Origin of the sequence: Fluviicola sp. (assembly GCF_039596355.1) — a bacterium.
In the GTDB taxonomy this organism is placed as follows: domain Bacteria; phylum Bacteroidota; class Bacteroidia; order Flavobacteriales_D; family Crocinitomicaceae; genus Fluviicola.
Map to the genome: position 1 here is coordinate 1 of NZ_JBCNJW010000002.1, position 17,288 is coordinate 17,288.

Here is a 17,288-nt window from a genome sequence, read left to right on the forward strand (position 1 = left end):
GGACTCACGTCTTCAACCCCAAGTTATTTTCATACCTGTCTCTTATTTACACGCAATTCAAGTACAACATCCAGGGAAGTTTTGTCGATTTGCAAACCAATGAAATCCTGATCAAAAGTGCCATTAAAGATCAGGGCGTCCGGTATGATTTTCAGTATTTCAAAAATTCCAGAACCAAATTTCTCTACGGTATTCAGGCGACCAATCACAATTTCAGACCCAGTATTGTGAAGACTTCAGGCGAAATTTCAGAATACCTGAAAAGCAAGCAGGGGGTGTTGATTAAAACCGTAGAAACGAATGTCTATGCTGATGTGAAATACGATGTAAACAACCGCTGGAAAATCCAGGGCGGGTTATCTGTTCCGATCTGTTTCACCGTCAATAAAACCTATGCCGGCTTGTCCCCGAGGTTCAATGCAACTTATGTGATCAACGAATACCAATCTTTTAAGGGATCGTTTTCCAGAATGTACCAGTTTATGCACCGGGTATCCAGCAGTTCTGTTGCCCTTCCGACAGATTTGTGGTATCCGATATCCCAAAAGGTGAAACCTCAAATTTCGGACCAGGTAGCGCTTTCTTACAATATGTACTTTCCCAAAGCAAATACGTCCTTTGTGATCGAAGGGTATTATAAATACATGCAGCATCTGACCGAATACAAAGAAGGAAGCCAGCTTATTCTCAATGATCATTTTGAAGAGTCCCTCATACAGGGAAAAGGTTGGGGAACCGGGTTAGAATTCCTGCTAAAAAAAGAGAGCGGAAAACTGAGCGGCTGGATCGGATATACGATATCCTGGACCAAACGAAAATTTGACGGTTTGAACAACGGGGAGGCTTTCTGGGCAAAATATGACCGCAGGCATTATCTCACCAATGTACTCATCTACACGATTAATAAACGCCTGAGCTTCTCATGCATTTTTGAACTCTCAACCGGCGCGCGCTTCACTCCGATTATCGGTCAGTACGCCCAGCCTAACGCAGGCTTGACGAAGGTGGAGATCATCCCGATTTACGCGGAACGGAATTCGGTTAAGATGTCATTGTCGCATCGATTGGATGTTAATTTCATTATCAAATCCAAAGAGAAGAAAAAAAATAAAACCAAACAATTCAGCTCTGAATGGCATATCGGAGCATACAATGTTTACAACCGGGCAACGCCCTTTCAGGTTCGCGTAAGTACAGATCCTGATACCGGAAAAGTTCATTACGAACAACCCGGATTATTTGGATTCATCCCATCTATCGGCTGGAACTTTAAATTTTAAAACTTCAACACATGAACAAAATCAAATTATTCACCTCCTGCCTGCTGATTGTTTTAGTCGCGATCAGTGTACAGGTACTCACGGGCTGTCGCCCCAAACCGCTTACGATAAACGTCAAATCAGCACCGGAAAAATTGGTTGTCTTCACACACCTTATTCCGGATAAATACATGATTATCACACTCACCAAGAGTTTCTCCGTGCTGGAAGGCATCAAAGAAGATGATATTTCTTCCCTATTGGTATCAGGAGCAACTATTCAGGTAAAATTCAATAACCAAACCTTTGATTTTATTGAAATCAATCCGGGTATTTATATCAGCTACAGCGAAGCATATGATTACAACCAGGAATACGAACTGGTCATTACAAGCGGAGAGCACGTGGTCACTTCCAAAACCGTTATGCTTCCAAAAGTGGATTTTTCAAACTGCCTGCCACAGGTAGACAAGCATCCGGGAGATACAAACATCTTTGTAAACGTTGCTTTCAATGACATCCCGGACAAATCCAATTGGTATATGCTTAATTTTTATGCGAAAACCAGTATTTACAGCAATATGGATGGAGTAAATTACTTTGAAAACGGTAAAAATTCCTCCTTACAAACCATTCTGGTGAGCGACAAGGAATTTGCAGGAGCCTATTCCAAAAAAGTAAAACTGGAAGGAGTCACCGCCCATGACAGTATCGTGGTCACACTTTCAAACATCAACGAACAATATTTCAATTACCTGAAAATAAGAGGTACCAATGGCGGAAATATTTTAAACCAATTGAATATGGAGCCTATTTCCTATCCTTCCAACATTACCAATGGATACGGTTTCTTCAATGCGCATTTTCCGGACATTCAATATTTCGATCTAAGCCAATTTTAACAGTCTATTCACCACACACCCGATGATTAACCAAAAAAAGAGGCTGTCCGGAAAGAACAGCCTCTTTTGATTTTTTCAAAGAATCTTTTTCGTTATTCCTTGATGAACTTTACTTGAGTCACCTTCTCCGTTTCCGATACGATTTTCACAAAGTACACCCCGGTACTGATACCTGAAACATCGATTGCCGAGTTGTTCAACAAGTGATGTGTTGCAAGTACTTTCCCATTGATATCGAGTACCTGGACGGTCAGTTGCTCTTCCGCTCCTGACGAGTTGATGAACAACTTATCTTTTGCCGGGTTCGGGTAAACCGTGTAGATTTCCGTGGAAATCGCATCACTCATAGGAGTCGCGGATGTTTTGGAAACATTCAAGGTATAACAGGTAGCACTGTTCGCACCGTTATATCCCGTTACCAGAATCGTATATGTTCCAACTGCCAAATTGGTGATCGAAATGCTCTCTGTTGTTGTAGTGCTCACTCCGGATCCAATCTGGGTTCCCGCGCTGTTATACACATAGAGGTCGTAATCTACCCCGCTTGGCCCAACCAGGTTAAATTGATACGTTCCAACCGATGTGGTCGTCACTTTGTAGTAATCCGGGTCTGTGTTGGATGAAATGGCAGCAGAAATGGTTGTTGAAAGCGGAATGGTTGCCGCTGCTGAACTGGTGTTATTCGGCTCATATGCTGTTGAACAATTGTTTACCGGAGTTGCCGTAGCAGTCAGGCTATAACACGTTGAACTTGCCGCATTGTTGTAACCGAAGATTTTAATGTAATACGTTCCTGCAGCCTGTCCGTTCAGTGTCACCGACTCTGTTGCCGTACTTCCCGCTCCTGCTCCGATCTGAGTACCGGCGCTGTTGTAAATTGTCATGTCAAAATCCACGCCTGAAGGCCCTACCAAATTGAAAACATTGTTGGTTGTAACCGAAGTGGTGATCCTGTAATAATCAATATCTCCGGCAGTTGCTATTGCTGCTGAAATAGCTGTTCCACTCGTAATGGCAACTGCTGCTGCCTGCGTTTCATTCGGTTCATAAGCAGTTGTACAGGTTGATCCGCCACCGTCCGTATCACAGGTCAGCGTAATACAGCTGTTTACCCTGCTTCGGATCAGGTTTCCGGGTTGAGGACCAAATCCCAGGCTGAAGTTCATTCCCACACTGTTCAAATGGCAGTAACTCATGATCGTTCCTCCGTTGGAAGGAATCGGGCCGGTACAACCTTCACTGTACCCTGCAGCCGGGCCACAACCATCGATTGCGCCACCTGTCCAACTACAAGCGTGCGTGTGCGGAGACCCCAGGTTGTGACCAACCTCGTGTGTCGCTACATTCACTGCCCAGCTATAGTTCGGTACTGCAGGAATCGTTCCTCCTACCGAACCACAGAATCCGTGTTTGTAGTATTCATTGCTTCCGCAGATCTGATCCAGCCATGCGACCCCGCCACCACCGGTAGTCGAGAACAAAGTCGCCAGGTTTGCCCCGAAACCGCTTCGGTTTGCTGAAAACGTATTTAAATTATCGGCGTAAGAATCTTGTGTCGTCCAAATGAACAATTGGTTCAGTTTGGAACCGATTTGTTCGTTGTTATAGATAATCTGGAAGTTATTGAACAGGGAAGTCATGTAATTGGTAACCGCCTGTGAACTTCCTTTCGACGTGTACAAATTGTAGGAGGTTTCCCAGAAGTAGGTCACACACTTGTAGGTTGCTTTCTCCATTTCTTCCAGGATCCCATACTGATTCGAAAGCTGTTCGACCGCCTGGTGGTATTGATCCAAACTCTCTGCACCACATGGATGCGAAATGTTGAGCGTTAAATCGTCATCGGAGTACAAGATGTGTGTTCCTTTATCGTTTTCGGCTGTTCGGAGAAACCCGCATTCGATCGTTTTATCTTCCGGCGTATCGCGCGATATCAACACACTGAACTCATCTTCAAAGAAACTCACTCCAACCACCGAGTTCGTTCCACGGACAGTTCCCTGATAATACAATCCAAGCTTCACTCCCAGTACTTTTTCCGGGTTGTTTGACTGAACTGCAAATGCATCTCCGAATAAGGAAGCCTGAACCAAATCCAAGACTAACACCTGGCCTTCAAACGGCAATTGCACACTTAAGGCTTCCGGGCGAAGCGACAGTAAATCTCCAATCGCTTTCCTATTGGAATAATCCACATACGATGCTTTACTGAGTGTTTGCGAAACTGTTTGTTCCATCCCGGTTGAAACAGCCTTTGTTTTGGCACCTGAAAAATCCATGATATAGACTTCGGGTAATGTTTGATAAACCTTGCTCACTTTTCGCTGGTTTTCAAATTGGAATTGTTTTGTTGGAGAATACGCGTCTTTTGGTAAAGGAGCTTTTCTCAATTCCTGAGCGTAAGAGCTCAAATAGCTACCGATGCATAGCATGGCCGCCGCCGAAAGATTCAGTGTTTTCATAAATAGCGCTTTACTTGTTAAGGGGGCTATATTATGAAATCCTGTTTTATTTTAAACAAAAAACCGTGTTAAATTTCTATTTTTAACAAATCAAGATTCATACCCAGAACACCTTTCCAATTCATAATCAACTTGTTACAACAAAAAAAAAGAGCTGCTACAATGAGCAACTCTTCCGTTTCTATTTTCATGCTTGTAATAAGCGTACTTACTTAATCACTTTGGGCAATTTATCCAGGTCTTTTGACGGATAAAACACGATGGAGCTTGTATTGACACAGTGCCGGGTGTCTTTGTCGGTAAAGCCTTCACCGGTAAATACGTGTCCGAGGTGTCCTTTACAATTGGCACAAATGATTTCGGTTCTCATCCCGTCTGCATCCGGCACGCGGATCACAGCACCGGGAATTTCATCGTCAAAACTCGGCCAGCCGCAATGAGATTCAAACTTGTCTTCGGAACGGTAGAGCGGATTGTTGCATTGTCTGCAGATATACACGCCTTTGTCTGTCTTCTGATAATAATCTCCCGTAAACGGACGATCCGTATTTTTGCCGATCAGTACACTTTCCTGCTGCGGGGTAAGTTTGTTGTACTTCACATTCTTTTTCACAGCGGTTGAATCGGATTTCGGGGTTTCCTGCGAGCAAGCACTGAATCCGAAAAGCAGGGAGAGCATAATCACAACATTTTTCATGGTCAATCGTTTTTAGTGATATACGCCAAACCGGGCATTTTGGATTTTGAGGGATGTTATTTGGTGCGATCCGGGCTGATGAAGCACGTACTGCTACTGAGCAAATCCCGCATTCCGAATTTGCCGGAACAGGCTATGCGGGATGCGTCTTTTCGACAGCACAGATCCACCCAAAAACCGGGCTATTTACACTTATCCAGCTCCACGTGCAATCCCAAACCTCTCAACGCTTCTCCGGAAGCAACAATCTTCCCTTCACCATCCACCAAAAATCCGCTTGGAATGAACTGAACACCATATGCCTTTCCGGCTTCATTGGATTTGTCCCAAACATGACTTTTCCAAATCAAACCATCCGCTTTGATAGCTTCTTTCCATTTCGCTTCATCGCGATCCAATGAAACGGAAAATACTTCAAAACCTTTCGCGTTCTTGAATTTCGTTTTTTTGTATTTGTTGTATGCTTCTACCACATTCGGGTTTTCCTTACGACAAGGTCCGCACCAGGAAGCCCAGAAATCGATCAGAACCATTTTTCCTTTCAGGGAAGAAAGTTTCACCGTTTTTCCGTCCACTCCAACCAAAGCAATTTCAGGAGCTTTTGAACCTACTCCGGGTGCTCTTTTTACCGATTTAAATGAAGATAAAGCCGCTCCGACAACCAATAATGTTGAAAGAATGATGATTGAATTTTTCATAATGAGTATTAATTAATCCGTCGGATATCAGCTCCCAGGTTGCGTAAACGCATGTCGATATCCTGGTATCCTCTGTCAATTTGTTCAATGTTGTGAATGACGCTTTTTCCTTCTGCAGACAACGCCGCGATCAGCAGGGAGACTCCCGCACGGATATCCGGCGAAGTCATTTGGATCCCACGTAATTTGTGTTGTCTTCCCAATCCGATCACCGTTGCGCGGTGCGGATCACACAAAATGATCTGTGCCCCCATGTCGATCAGCTTATCCGTAAAGAACAATCGCGATTCGAACATTTTCTGGTGGATCAGCACGCTTCCTTTTGCCTGCGTAGCCACCACCAGGATAATGGACAATAAATCCGGTGTGAACCCCGGCCACGGTGCATCGTAAATCGTCAGGATCGACCCGTCGATAAACGTATCAATTTCGTAGGATTCCTGGGAAGGAATGTAAATATCATCGCCTCTGCGCTCCAATTTGATTCCCAAACGGCGGAAGGTATTCGGAATCACCCCGAGGTTTTCCCAGCTCACATCCTTGATCGTAATTTCGGACTGCGTCATGGCCGCCAACCCGATAAAACTACCGATCTCGATCATATCTGGCAAAATGCGGTGGTAACAACCTCCCAGTTCCTTCACTCCTTCAATGGTGAGCAGGTTGGAACTGATTCCGGAGATTTTCGCTCCCATTGCGTTCAGCATCTTACACAGTTGCTGAATGTATGGTTCGCAGGCCGCATTGTAGAAAGTCGTTGTACCTTCTGCCAGAACAGCTGCCATAATCACGTTTGCGGTTCCGGTTACGGAAGCTTCGTCGAGGTGAATGTATGTTCCTTTTAATTTTTTCGCTTCAATCGAATAGAAATGCTCGCCTGCATCGTAGTTGAATTTTGCTCCCAGCAGGGCAAATCCTTCGAAATGCGTATCCAGTCTTCTGCGCCCGATTTTATCTCCTCCCGGTTTCGGGATAAATCCTTTTCCGAAACGAGCCAGTAAAGGACCAACAATCATAATCGAACCTCTCAGTGATGCCGCTCTTTTTTTGAAATCTTCGCTTTCCAGGTACGCCAGATCAATTTCTTTCGCCTGGAAAACATACGTTCCCCGCTCCACTTTTTCGATTTTCACTCCCATGGTTTGCAGCAAGTCGATCAACTTGTTTACATCCACAATATCCGGAATGTTCGAAATAGTTACTTTTTCAGCAGTCAGCAAAGGTGCACACAAAACTTGTAAAGCTTCGTTTTTTGCACCTTGAACCGTTAATTCTCCTTTTAATTTCTTCCCTCCGTAAATTTCAAAAGACGACATACTTAGTTCTGTTTACGATTTTGGTTTTTTCCTTTAAAATTCTTTTGATTTTTCTGATTCTTTTTCGGACGCTTGTTCGGCTGAATTCCAAATGATTTCAGGATCAGGTTCGTGTTCATCAGCTCATCCGGGTTTTCCAGTACCAGCGTTCCCTGGGACAACTCTTTCAACTGGTTTGCAATCACATGATTTTCAACTGCATCGTTGTTGTATGCCAGATACTGTTTTTTCATGAAATTGGCCATGGTTGTTTTCAGGTACTCGCGCTCATCGGAAGAAGTGATATCTTTTGCGTCTTTTAAAATTTCCTGCGTATATTTTCCATAATGCCCGTATCGGATTCGTCCTTTCGGATAAATCATGCGTTCCGGCTTGCTGGAAAGCATTTCCGGTTTCGGAATTTCATAAGGAGAATCAACATCCAGTTTGAAATCAGACATCACGAACAAATGCGTCCACAGCTTATGTCTGAAATCGTCCACATCACGCAGATGCGGGTTCAATTGTCCCATCACCTCAATGATTGCGCGTGCGGCTTTGTTTCGCTCCTCACGGTCAGCAATTTCCATAGCGTGGGAAATCATTTCCTGTACGTTTCTACCATACTCCGGAAGTAATAACTTCGGTCTCGTGGTGTTGTATTCCATAAATTGTTTTCGAAAGTTCAAAAATAAGGTTTTAAATCGAAATATCGCCCCCAAATTGAAGAAGCATTCATAATGAATCACAACAACGAAAAAAGGCGGACAATCTGCCCGCCTTTCTCCTTATTCTTTTCAATCAATTTATTGATTTCCGGATGCAATATCATCCAATCGTGCTGCAGGATTCGGTTCATCCCAGGAATTGGTTCCTGCATTCCATCTGTAAACGCGATTATCGTATCCCAAAGCCCAAACAACTCCATCAACACTCGTTGAAAGCAATCTCATCAGCCCTGCAGAATTCGGAACTGTCCAGCTATACGTTCCACCGGAAATCCACGGCTCATAATTTAACTTGTAAACCACATCATTCACACTTGGACTTGATGCAATTGACCAACAAACAGTTGCAATACCACCACTCAAACAACGGAAAATCTTCGTATCTCCCGCAACGATCAATGACCACTGGTTCGTTGAATAATTGAACTTGTAAGCCTTTAAATCGCGACCAATACCGATAGCTGAATTTCCATCCGTTGCACTAACGCTCATCAACCCGGTATTCCCTGAAGAATTAGGTAATCCGTTCATCGGCATCAAAGACCAGGTTGCTCCTCCGTTAAACGTTTTATACACATTACGTGCTGCACCTACCTGGTAAACACCCCAAGCTTCTGTTGCCGAACATGCGGAGATCTGAGTCAATCGTGCTGTACTGTTTGGCTCATCCCACGAATTGGATGTCGCATTCCAACGGTAAACACGTCCGTCATATCCCAAAGCCCAAACAGCTCCACTGTAATCCTGGCTAACGGAAATGTCATACATACGAGCTGCAGCATTCGGCTCCGCCCAATTGTTCCCGGCAGGATTCCAACGATACACCCGGTGATCAGCACCCAATCCCCATACCAGGTTTCCACTTTTTTCCTGGTTATTCGTATGTGGTTTTGTTGTTTGCCCGGAAGAGCTGGAATTAGGAGTTAATTCTTGCTTTTTACAAGAAAGGAGAGACATAAAAGCCAATCCCACGAAAAGGATTTTTTTCATTTGATTTTTATTTAGGTAATTAAATTTTTCCCGCACAGACTATCCTGATTACGGCGTTTTTTGTCGACAATCAAAGATACGAATTTTAACCGATAAACCGACATTTAAGACAAGAAAAAAGCTCCGAAATGACGTTTTTTTTCTAACTTGCTCAGACCTTGATTCTTCAACATTATCCATCACCATTTCGGCCTCATTGACAAATAAAAAGTTATTTTTAGCGGTGAAATAATCTCGCTATGAAAACATCTCTGATGCTGTCCATTGGTATATGGAGCTTTTTAGCCGTTCAATCGTGTTCTTCCGATTCGAAAACACAGCAACCGGCCGAAACAGCTCAAAATAAAGCGGATTCTGTTGAAACGGAATCCTGGTTTCCCGAAACAGATTTCGATACACTGAGAGGAATGTATACCGGAAATTTCGGTGACGGGTTCATCAACATCTTTCTGACGTATGTGAATGACAAAAAAGCGGTCGGATACAACATTCACAAAGGCTTGCAGCGCAATATCAGCGGTGATGTCGTACAGCATCCTGATTATTTCGAACTCACGCTCAACGAGCCGGGCGACAATCCGTATGACGGTGTATTTGTCCTGAAAATCTCGAAAAAGGATTTCAGTGCAGATGCAACCTGGACAGCAAAAGATCCTAAGATTTCGACCAAAAAGTTCAAACTTACCCGGAAAGTGATCCCAAAAAGATCGGATGAAAAAGCCTATTACGACGGCGGCCCGATTACGGAAAATAATTTCCTGGAAGTTTTTTCCCGTTCCCAACTGAATGATGATGATCTCAGCTTTGATGAAAACGGATTGGTAACATTGACGTATTACCCGGTCGAACAGAAAACAAGGCAATTGGAAACCGTCACCGGTTCCTGGAAGTTCAATTCCGATAAGAGTCTGCTCATAGAATGGGAGAAAAACACGTACTTAAAGGAACGGAGTATGACCTTCAAACTGGTTCAAAAAAAGGATGATGAACCGTTTTTCAAAGGTCCGGGAGGAATCGAAATCACTCTCAATTATTTCTAGTTTACAGTTCTTTATTTCTATGAGAAAAGCCAGCTGGTTCGTTTTCGCGGTCGGGGTTCTGTATGCTTCGTACTTGCTGCTGTTGCTTTCACTTCCGTATCTCGAGATGCGCCGTGGTGTCGATTTTTTGAAAACCAAACAGCTCATTTACCATATCAAACACTGGCGTTTTAGTTTTTATATCCACGTGTTTACCAGCATCCTGATCATCACCAGCGGTTTGTTCCAGTTCAGCAAAACGATCATTGCCCGTTATCCGAAGATACACCGTGTTTCGGGGTTCATTTACCTCATCACAACTTTACTGATCTCCGGACCTGCCGCACTGGTCATGTCATTTTATGCCAACGGTGGTTATCCTGCCCAGGCAAGTTTTGTCATATTAAGCATTTTGTGGCTCGGAAGTACCTTCCTGGCCTATTCCTTTGTACGGAAGAAAAACTACGTCGTTCACGGAAAATGGATGCTGCGGAGTTATGCGCTGACGCTTTCGGCGGTTTCACTCCGGCTCTACTCTTACTTGTTTGATGTCTTCCACCTGCAGATGAATCCGGTGGATTTGTACGTTATCCTGTCATGGGCAAGCTGGATTCCCAACCTGCTGCTGGCGGAATTCCTGATCAGAAAAGGATTGATCCAACGACTGCTTTCAGCGCACTAAGCCGATACAGTAACCGGAGATACGTATTGAATTTTACCGGATGAACTGATCCGGTATTTCTCTGCAGAAACTTTCTTTTTAGACACGATCGGGTTTTCGTAGTACCCTTCTTCTTCCGGATCCTTCTGGAAAGTTGTTTCGTAATAACTGATCGTAAAGGTCAAATCTTTGTTGATCGTACACATTTTCAGGTTTTCGGAATAATCTTCCCGTCCCGCAATCTCTTTCTTGTCAATGATCTTCCCTTCTTTAGTGAAAGTCACCAGGCGGTAGGTCAGCGGCGACATATCTCCATTGAATTCGTCTTTCACGATATAGATCAACGCCACGAATTGGTTGTTTTCCGCTACTTGTACAAAATTGAAGAATCCCTTACTAACTTCGCGCGAGAAACGCTCATCGCGCATTTCGGAGATGAAGCGCTCAAAATCGTAGGAAATCCGATTCTTTTCATCCAACACCGGTTTTCCCTGGTTATCCGTCAGGTTGATGGGAAAGGATGCCTGGACAAAATTGCGTTTGAACTGAAGCCAGTGCAGGTTTTCCACATCCGAAACTCCATTCAGTGCCAGCGTCATTTTACTTTTGTACAGATAAGGCTCTTCTTCCCGCAGGTTTTTCAGGTCGGCATCTTTTTCGATGTTGTCGATATTCGCATATCCGGACTGAATGGCGTATTGAAGGTAATCGGCACTCATCGGGTAGTTTTTCAATTGGGAATAGGCACAGGCTACATTGAACAGTACTTTTGAGAACGGTTCATATCCCAGTTTTTCAGCCATGGAATAGGCATTCAGCGCTTGTTGGTAGTTGCTTTGCTCCATGTATACATTTCCCAATTCGTAATATGCTTTTGAACTCGGATACGTCATGATGGAAGTCAGGAAACCACTTGCAGCCGCATTCAGGTTCTTTTTGTTTTTAAACTCATCAAGCGCGTTCAGAAACTGCTGGTTCGATTCCTGGTTGGCTTTCGGGTTTTGAAACAGGAACAGGCGCACGCTTTCACCATCAAACAAATCCGATTCACTCAGTTTGATTTGTTCAACAGGCTGTTCATTGGATTTTCCTCCCACCTGATTTTCCGAATCGGGTGCAGCAGGATTTCCGCAGGAAGCCAGGAATACTCCCATTGCAATAACATAAAGCAGGTTTTTCATGAGCCGGGATTTAGTTTTACGAATGTAACAGAATTTCTTTAGTTCCCGATACAGCCGGAAGCTGATTTTGTTCACCGGTCTCATGGAAATTCAAATGTTAAATAGTTGGAAGTCACCATTTTTTATTGTAACTTCTTCTCAACTTTAAAATAGTATCCGCTATGAACAATCGATCTCAATCCATACGCTATGGGCTTTATAGTTTTGCAGGGATTGCACTCCTATTTTTGCTCATGAAGTTATTTTCACTTGAAAATATAGCTTCGCTCCGGTTTTTGAATTTCTTTATCATTATTTACTTTACAAACCGACTTGCGCGGAAAAATCACGAAAGTCAATACGATAATGATTATTTGTCAGGATGGGCTTCTCTGATTCTGGCTAATGTCGTGACAGTAGTTCTATCCTTTGTCTCGTTTGTGATTTACGCCATGTTTATTCAACCTGATTTTATCAGCAAATTTGAAGGGGGTATACTTTGGAACAACAACATTACTCTGGGTCAAGCTGCATTAACACTATTCACTGAAGGTATTGGCTGTGCAGTAGCCGTATCATTTATCATTATGCAGTACTGGAATCAAAGTCCGAAAAGCAAAAACGTTGCTTCATCCGAGACGCCGAAAAAATAAGCAGACCCCTTCAGAAAAAATCGGGAAATCGAGTGGATTTTGGAATTCACTCGATTTTCTTTTTGGGGCAACTGATTCTTGTCTCCCGTGGACTTCGTCGTGAGCTCAGCCGAACGATTTCGCGAATTATGCAGATGAATAATAATAATTGGATTATGTGTGTTATGTTCCCATATAGTTGATTTTCTCGCTGATTTCCGCAGACCAATCATTCATTCAATGTCATTTTCCAACCAATTTTCAATCTGCTTCGTTTAGGGTATCAGAAACAATGTGAATTTAGCTTTTACCGAACGAATGAATGCCTACCACCTAAACCTAATAAGCGAATAGAAAATGAGGGCATGTGTATATATGCCCTCTATGCTTTTAAACAGCTTTTTGTTTCATGAGAGATTAAAGCATGCTGTGCTCTGTTCTCAGATTTTCCACCGCCTGCTTTTCATATTTTCCATAGAAATATGCTGTTTTGAACAGGCGGTTCATTGCCAGGAAATGTTCCAGTACTTTCTTACGCCCGGGATTGTAAAGTGCGTCCGGGTAAACGGCATATTCTTTTCTTACATGTTCCGCATAAACGGCATAGGCTTCCCAATCCTGACCTAAAACAGATAAATCCGCATCGGTAAAGTAGTTCGTGTCTTCGTCTCCGGATTGCACATGTGATTTGGTAGCCAGAATCTGTGCTTTGCAACGCTGGATGATTTCATCCGGAATCTGAAGCTGTTTCATGCGTTTCCCGGCTAGCTCCGCACTTTTTTCTTCGTTATCAGGCTTCAACACGTCATAAATCACATCGTGGTAAAAAAGCGTAAACAGGATGGTGTTCCAATCTTTCAAAAGCGGTTTGATTTCTATCAGTTGGTTGAGCAGGTTTTCCAGGTGATGAAGTGTATGGTAATACCTGCCCTCACCGGAATAGTACGTTTCGATTTCAGACCAGAGTTCCTGTACCGTAGGCTGATCTTCGGTATACCTGGATACCAGTTCCTGAAAAGTTTCTTTCAACATCACTTCAAAATCAAATTGAAGACCGGGATACTATCTTTCTTTTGATCCCTGCCCCGGCTGTTTTTTAATGAATTCAGGCACCAATTCTCTGCGGTTCTGAATTTCCATTTCGGATTTTACAACAAACAGTACTTCGTGTGTTTCACTATCATCACACGTCACCAATCTCAGGTTTCCTTCCACAGTGATCCCTTCTCCTTCGAAAATCTCATAAAAACTTCCCGGCTCGGTATCGAAACAAAGCAACAGCGTGTGGGGATCTCCTTCGGCATCTTCGTAATGGAGTATTCCGGGAGAATTGCATCCGCAGTTTACTTTATACGTATTGGCCATGTTATTCGGATTGGAATACGATCCGGTTATGCGCTGATGATCCTGCTGGGAATAGGAAGTTCCGATTGCAAACGTGCAAAAGCAAAAAGCAGTAATGACTTTCCCCCAAGTAGTCTGATGTGTTTTCATGTGAATTCTTTGTTGCGGTTCTACACCAAATGTAGTCTACAATCAGGCATTTTAGCAAGTAAATTCGCGGATAAATTCATCCTTTCCGGTTATTGATGCTTTCAAGCACCTGAAAAAGCAGATACACCTGCATTTGGTTCACCGCAACAACCTGATAGCAAGCTCTTATAAGTATCCGGGAATGAATTCAAAAATTTCTTTTTCAAAGCTTTCGATCGCCGCTTGCAATTGCGGATGCGGCTACCGATTTTCAGGTTTGTTGTTATTCAGGAAGTCAAATAGTCCCATACGGTTGATTTTAAATTTCCCGCAATGTAGTATTTTTTCCATTTCCCGAAACCAGCTTTACAAGATGCTTTCTCCGTTGAAGGATTTATTTCTGAGAACCGAAACAAGACTCGAAAAAGAGTTGTAAATTTCAAATGAAAAAACTATTCATTTTTTATCTATTGACCTAAATGATGACACTAAACGATTTCATCGCCTTTGAGCGAAAATGGGAAGGCGGTTTGAGCCGGAACACTTCCGATTCTGCAAGTAAAACACCCTGCCCTACTCCGTTTAACGGAAAAACCGGCTGGCACACCAATGCAGGGATCACCTATTCCGTATGGCGCAAAAAGTTCGGAAAAACCAATGATCAACGCTTTTTCAGCATGTCGAACGACGATTGGTTTGCTGTTTTCGATTCGCTTTACTATTCCAAAGTCCGCGCGAAAGAATTTCACTCGCTTTCCATCGGATTGATGGTTACGACCATTGCCTGGGGCTCCGGAGCCAGACAAGCCGGGCTGACCTTACAGCGTGCTATCAATCAATTGGGAGGGCATGTTGTTGTTGACGGAGCAATCGGAATAAACACCATCAATGCTGCCAATGCGCTTGATCCCCGAGCCTTGTTTGATGAGCTGGTGAAACAGCGTGCCGCATTCTTTCACCGCATCGGGAAAGGAAAAAATGCGGTATTCCTGAAAGGATGGATGAACCGGCTGAATGCGTTTACAAAAGGGTTCAGACCATGATTTGAAAGCCGTTTGCACTCTTTCGAACAGGTATTACTTCTCACACAATTCTTTCAACTTGTTGTTCATTGCACGGAATCCTTCAATAGTTCCACCGTCGAGCATTTTGCGGAGCAGTGGCACGAGGATTCCATTGAATTTTTCGGCCTGGATAAACGTGGTGGTATGGTCTCCGTTGTCGATCAGTTCAAAGCGGTGTTCCCCATCAAAGAGTCCCGGGAACAGCAGATGCCCGATCCAGCGGAATTCTTTGTTCGGATCAAAAACCAGGACGGTCGGTTTGAAGGTCATTCCTTTGGAACCTGGTGCTTCGATACGCGCTGTAATTTTCGAACCTACGCGGGCAGTTCCTTCAATGGATTTGATAAACGGATTCCATTGAGGGTAATCACCAAATGCGGTTAGGATGTTCCATACTTTTTCGGCCGGAGCCTGGATGCGGATTTCTGTTTTGATTTCTTTTTTCATCGGATTGCGTCTTTGTTTTTTAATTATTCAAAGTTCGATGAAACAAAGCAGGTAACTCTTGACAAAAATCAAGAACTCACTGAAGTTGCTTTTTCCGGATCCGGCTGAAGGTTTCAGGTGTCATTCCAAGCATGGAAGCGATGTATTGGAGGGGAACCTGGTTGAACAATTCCTTGTTGCTTTCAAAAAACTGGGCATAGCGTTCTTCGGCCGTCATGGACAGATGGGAAAAAATCCGGTTTTCCATGATCGTGAAACAGCGTGCAATAAACAAGCGTTCCAGTACAATCCAGTCCGGAACGAGAGCACTTAGTTTCGCATAATCGCTTTTCCGCAGGGTGTAAATTTCAGTATCCGTCAAAGCCTGAATCGTCCAGCGCGCAGGTTCATCAAACACAAAACTCGACAGATCGGTCACAAAATATCCTTTCGTGGTAATCCACTGCGTGATATCTTTCTTTTCCAGTTCTACAAAAATCCGCATGAGCCCGGATTTCATGAAGCTCAGCTTGTCGCACCGCTTTCCCGTTTCGAGGAAATAATCACCGCGTTTCACTGTTTCCGGTTTGAAAAAAGAGGTAATGACCTCCAGTTTCTGTGCTTCCATTACTCCGAAGTAAGATGTGATGCTTCTCTCAAGCTCGGTCATTTCTTCCTGTTTTATAATTCATTTCCTACCATGAAATTAAGGATAATTTCGTGCAAATCCGGGGATCAAACTCCATAAAAAAAACCGCAATCGTTTGACCGCGGTTTTCGAATCATGAAATATGTGTAATCGCTTAATACCCGATCAGTTGTTTGCTGTGAAGTGTTTTTCCCGCTGCAGATGCCTGGAAAATATACACACCCGGTGCAATTCCTACCGGCAATTCGATGATATTTTCTGTTCTCACAAAGGAAATCGCCTTTCCTGCCGCGTCGAGGATTCTGAAATCATCCACCGCCAAATCCGGATTGATTGTCAGTTTGGTTCCTTCCTGTTTGATGAATAATCTGTATTCCGACTGTAATTCAGAAAGTCCCAGGCTTCCGCAGACAGCTGTTGTAAAGGAAATCTGTCCGTTGGTTTGGTTTGTTTCCGATACAAAAGATTGCGCATTTCCCTGAATACCATATAACACCATGATGTCTTCTCCCTGGATCACAGAGGGAAGCCAGCGGGATTCCAGTTCCTGGATTAACGCTGGGTTTACGGCATTCACCGCTGTATAGCTGTATGAAATCGGAGTGTAAATAAACAATGAATGACCGTCGGGAATTTGCTGAATCATGTTTTTCATTCCTTCCAATTCCATGGAATCAGACTGACGGAACACAAAATAAGACTCGGGTCTCTGTCTGCAATAGCCGTCGTTGTTGAGATTCCCGAAATCGTGCGCCGGGTTGGAACCATTGAAATTGGTTGCCCACGCACTACAGGTTGCAGGATCGATCACCCCGACATAAAACGCCTGATCCAATCCGCAGGTAGCATACTCAATCATTTGATCATCGATATAGAAAGCATTGTAATACACATCCGGCGAATTGGTAGATGTGAAGCAATTTATCTTCAATTCCGACTGGGAATAAACTGACGTTGAGAGGCCTCCCAGGAAGATTAGACAGGTGATTATGTGTTTCATACGTTTATTTTCAAACGAAAATAGGAAAAAAATGGCCAGTCCGGGTTCTTTTCAATTCAAAATGACCGAACGATTTGTTTCGATGAATATTCTCTCTTTCTGTAAGAAAATCGAGCTGAAAAATGGAACAAAAAAAGCCAACAATCTGAACCACTGGTCTTTCGCGTGATCAA

At 43.5% G+C, this 17,288-nt stretch carries 17 protein-coding genes and 1 pseudogene; 6 read left to right on the forward strand and 12 right to left on the reverse strand.

What is annotated here, in order from left to right; genetic code table 11:
- Together ABDV94_RS05160 and ABDV94_RS05165 are read left to right on the forward strand one after the other, a co-directional pair.
- Nucleotides 1–1,280: pseudogene (locus ABDV94_RS05160) on the forward strand (hypothetical protein); the annotation flags it as partial.
- An 11-nt stretch (nt 1,281–1,291) separates the two neighbouring features.
- On the forward strand, nt 1,292–2,161 hold the full coding sequence (locus ABDV94_RS05165) for a DUF4249 domain-containing protein (protein WP_343605369.1): 870 nt from the start codon (nt 1,292–1,294) through the stop codon (nt 2,159–2,161).
- A 92-nt stretch (nt 2,162–2,253) separates the two neighbouring features.
- On the opposite strand, the gene ABDV94_RS05170 is transcribed toward ABDV94_RS05165, so the two are convergent.
- The 6 genes from ABDV94_RS05170 to ABDV94_RS05195 all read right to left on the reverse strand — a co-directional run bounded on the left by ABDV94_RS05170 (nt 2,254) and on the right by ABDV94_RS05195 (nt 9,031).
- Nucleotides 2,254–4,623, reverse strand: coding sequence for a T9SS type A sorting domain-containing protein (locus ABDV94_RS05170; RefSeq protein WP_343605370.1), 2,370 nt, complete (start codon nt 4,621–4,623; stop codon nt 2,254–2,256).
- Nucleotides 4,624–4,831: 208 nt separating this feature from the next.
- Nucleotides 4,832–5,320, reverse strand: coding sequence for a methionine-R-sulfoxide reductase (locus ABDV94_RS05175; protein WP_343605372.1), 489 nt, complete (start codon nt 5,318–5,320; stop codon nt 4,832–4,834).
- Between the two features lie 182 nt (nt 5,321–5,502).
- Nucleotides 5,503–6,018 carry a TlpA disulfide reductase family protein gene (locus ABDV94_RS05180; protein ID WP_343605374.1) on the reverse strand — a complete coding sequence of 172 codons (516 nt, stop codon included), beginning with the start codon at nt 6,016–6,018 and terminating at the stop codon, nt 5,503–5,505.
- Between the two features lie 8 nt (nt 6,019–6,026).
- On the reverse strand, nt 6,027–7,334 hold the full coding sequence (gene murA, locus ABDV94_RS05185) for a UDP-N-acetylglucosamine 1-carboxyvinyltransferase (protein ID WP_343605376.1): 1,308 nt from the start codon (nt 7,332–7,334) through the stop codon (nt 6,027–6,029).
- 2 nt (nt 7,335–7,336) lie between these two features.
- A complete protein-coding gene (locus ABDV94_RS05190; protein ID WP_343605378.1) occupies nt 7,337–7,981 on the reverse strand; it encodes a DUF4290 domain-containing protein in 645 nt (214 codons plus the stop codon).
- A gap of 138 nt (nt 7,982–8,119) precedes the next feature.
- Complete coding sequence (locus ABDV94_RS05195; RefSeq protein ID WP_343605380.1) at nt 8,120–9,031, reverse strand: hypothetical protein; 912 nt, start codon at nt 9,029–9,031, stop codon at nt 8,120–8,122.
- Between the two features lie 239 nt (nt 9,032–9,270).
- Between ABDV94_RS05195 and ABDV94_RS05200 the strand changes: the two genes are divergently transcribed.
- Together ABDV94_RS05200 and ABDV94_RS05205 are read left to right on the forward strand one after the other, a co-directional pair.
- Nucleotides 9,271–10,071 (forward strand): hypothetical protein, encoded by an 801-nt coding sequence (locus ABDV94_RS05200; RefSeq protein ID WP_343605381.1) that lies wholly within the window; start codon nt 9,271–9,273, stop codon nt 10,069–10,071.
- Between the two features lie 19 nt (nt 10,072–10,090).
- Complete coding sequence (locus ABDV94_RS05205) at nt 10,091–10,732, forward strand: DUF2306 domain-containing protein (protein ID WP_343605382.1); 642 nt, start codon at nt 10,091–10,093, stop codon at nt 10,730–10,732.
- Here ABDV94_RS05205 and ABDV94_RS05210 read toward each other — a convergent pair.
- Nucleotides 10,729–11,892: a hypothetical protein gene (locus ABDV94_RS05210; RefSeq protein WP_343605384.1), complete on the reverse strand. Its 1,164-nt coding sequence runs from the start codon at nt 11,890–11,892 to the stop codon at nt 10,729–10,731. The two genes, ABDV94_RS05205 and ABDV94_RS05210, sit on opposite strands and share 4 nt — an antisense overlap.
- Nucleotides 11,893–12,053: 161 nt before the next feature.
- Here ABDV94_RS05210 and ABDV94_RS05215 point away from each other — a divergent pair, with 161 nt between their 5' ends.
- On the forward strand, nt 12,054–12,524 hold the full coding sequence (locus ABDV94_RS05215; protein WP_343605385.1) for a hypothetical protein: 471 nt from the start codon (nt 12,054–12,056) through the stop codon (nt 12,522–12,524).
- Nucleotides 12,525–12,920: 396 nt separating this feature from the next.
- On the opposite strand, the gene ABDV94_RS05220 is transcribed toward ABDV94_RS05215, so the two are convergent.
- Both ABDV94_RS05220 and ABDV94_RS05225 read right to left on the reverse strand, forming a co-directional pair.
- Nucleotides 12,921–13,535: a hypothetical protein gene (locus ABDV94_RS05220; protein ID WP_343605387.1), complete on the reverse strand. Its 615-nt coding sequence runs from the start codon at nt 13,533–13,535 to the stop codon at nt 12,921–12,923.
- 30 nt (nt 13,536–13,565) lie between these two features.
- Nucleotides 13,566–13,997: a hypothetical protein gene (locus tag ABDV94_RS05225; RefSeq protein WP_343605388.1), complete on the reverse strand. Its 432-nt coding sequence runs from the start codon at nt 13,995–13,997 to the stop codon at nt 13,566–13,568.
- A 458-nt stretch (nt 13,998–14,455) separates the two neighbouring features.
- Between ABDV94_RS05225 and ABDV94_RS05230 the strand changes: the two genes are divergently transcribed.
- Nucleotides 14,456–15,019, forward strand: coding sequence for a putative peptidoglycan-binding domain-containing protein (locus tag ABDV94_RS05230; RefSeq protein ID WP_343605389.1), 564 nt, complete (start codon nt 14,456–14,458; stop codon nt 15,017–15,019).
- A gap of 33 nt (nt 15,020–15,052) precedes the next feature.
- Here the strand turns inward: ABDV94_RS05230 and ABDV94_RS05235 are convergent, their stop codons facing one another.
- From ABDV94_RS05235 to ABDV94_RS05245, 3 genes are all read right to left on the reverse strand, one after another.
- Nucleotides 15,053–15,487, reverse strand: a complete 435-nt coding sequence (locus ABDV94_RS05235; protein WP_343605391.1) for an SRPBCC domain-containing protein — start codon at nt 15,485–15,487, stop codon at nt 15,053–15,055.
- Nucleotides 15,488–15,563: 76 nt separating this feature from the next.
- Nucleotides 15,564–16,136 carry a Crp/Fnr family transcriptional regulator gene (locus ABDV94_RS05240; RefSeq protein ID WP_343605392.1) on the reverse strand — a complete coding sequence of 191 codons (573 nt, stop codon included), beginning with the start codon at nt 16,134–16,136 and terminating at the stop codon, nt 15,564–15,566.
- Nucleotides 16,137–16,269: 133 nt separating this feature from the next.
- A complete protein-coding gene (locus ABDV94_RS05245; protein ID WP_343605394.1) occupies nt 16,270–17,115 on the reverse strand; it encodes a hypothetical protein in 846 nt (281 codons plus the stop codon).
- Between the last annotated feature and the right edge of the window lie 173 nt (nt 17,116–17,288).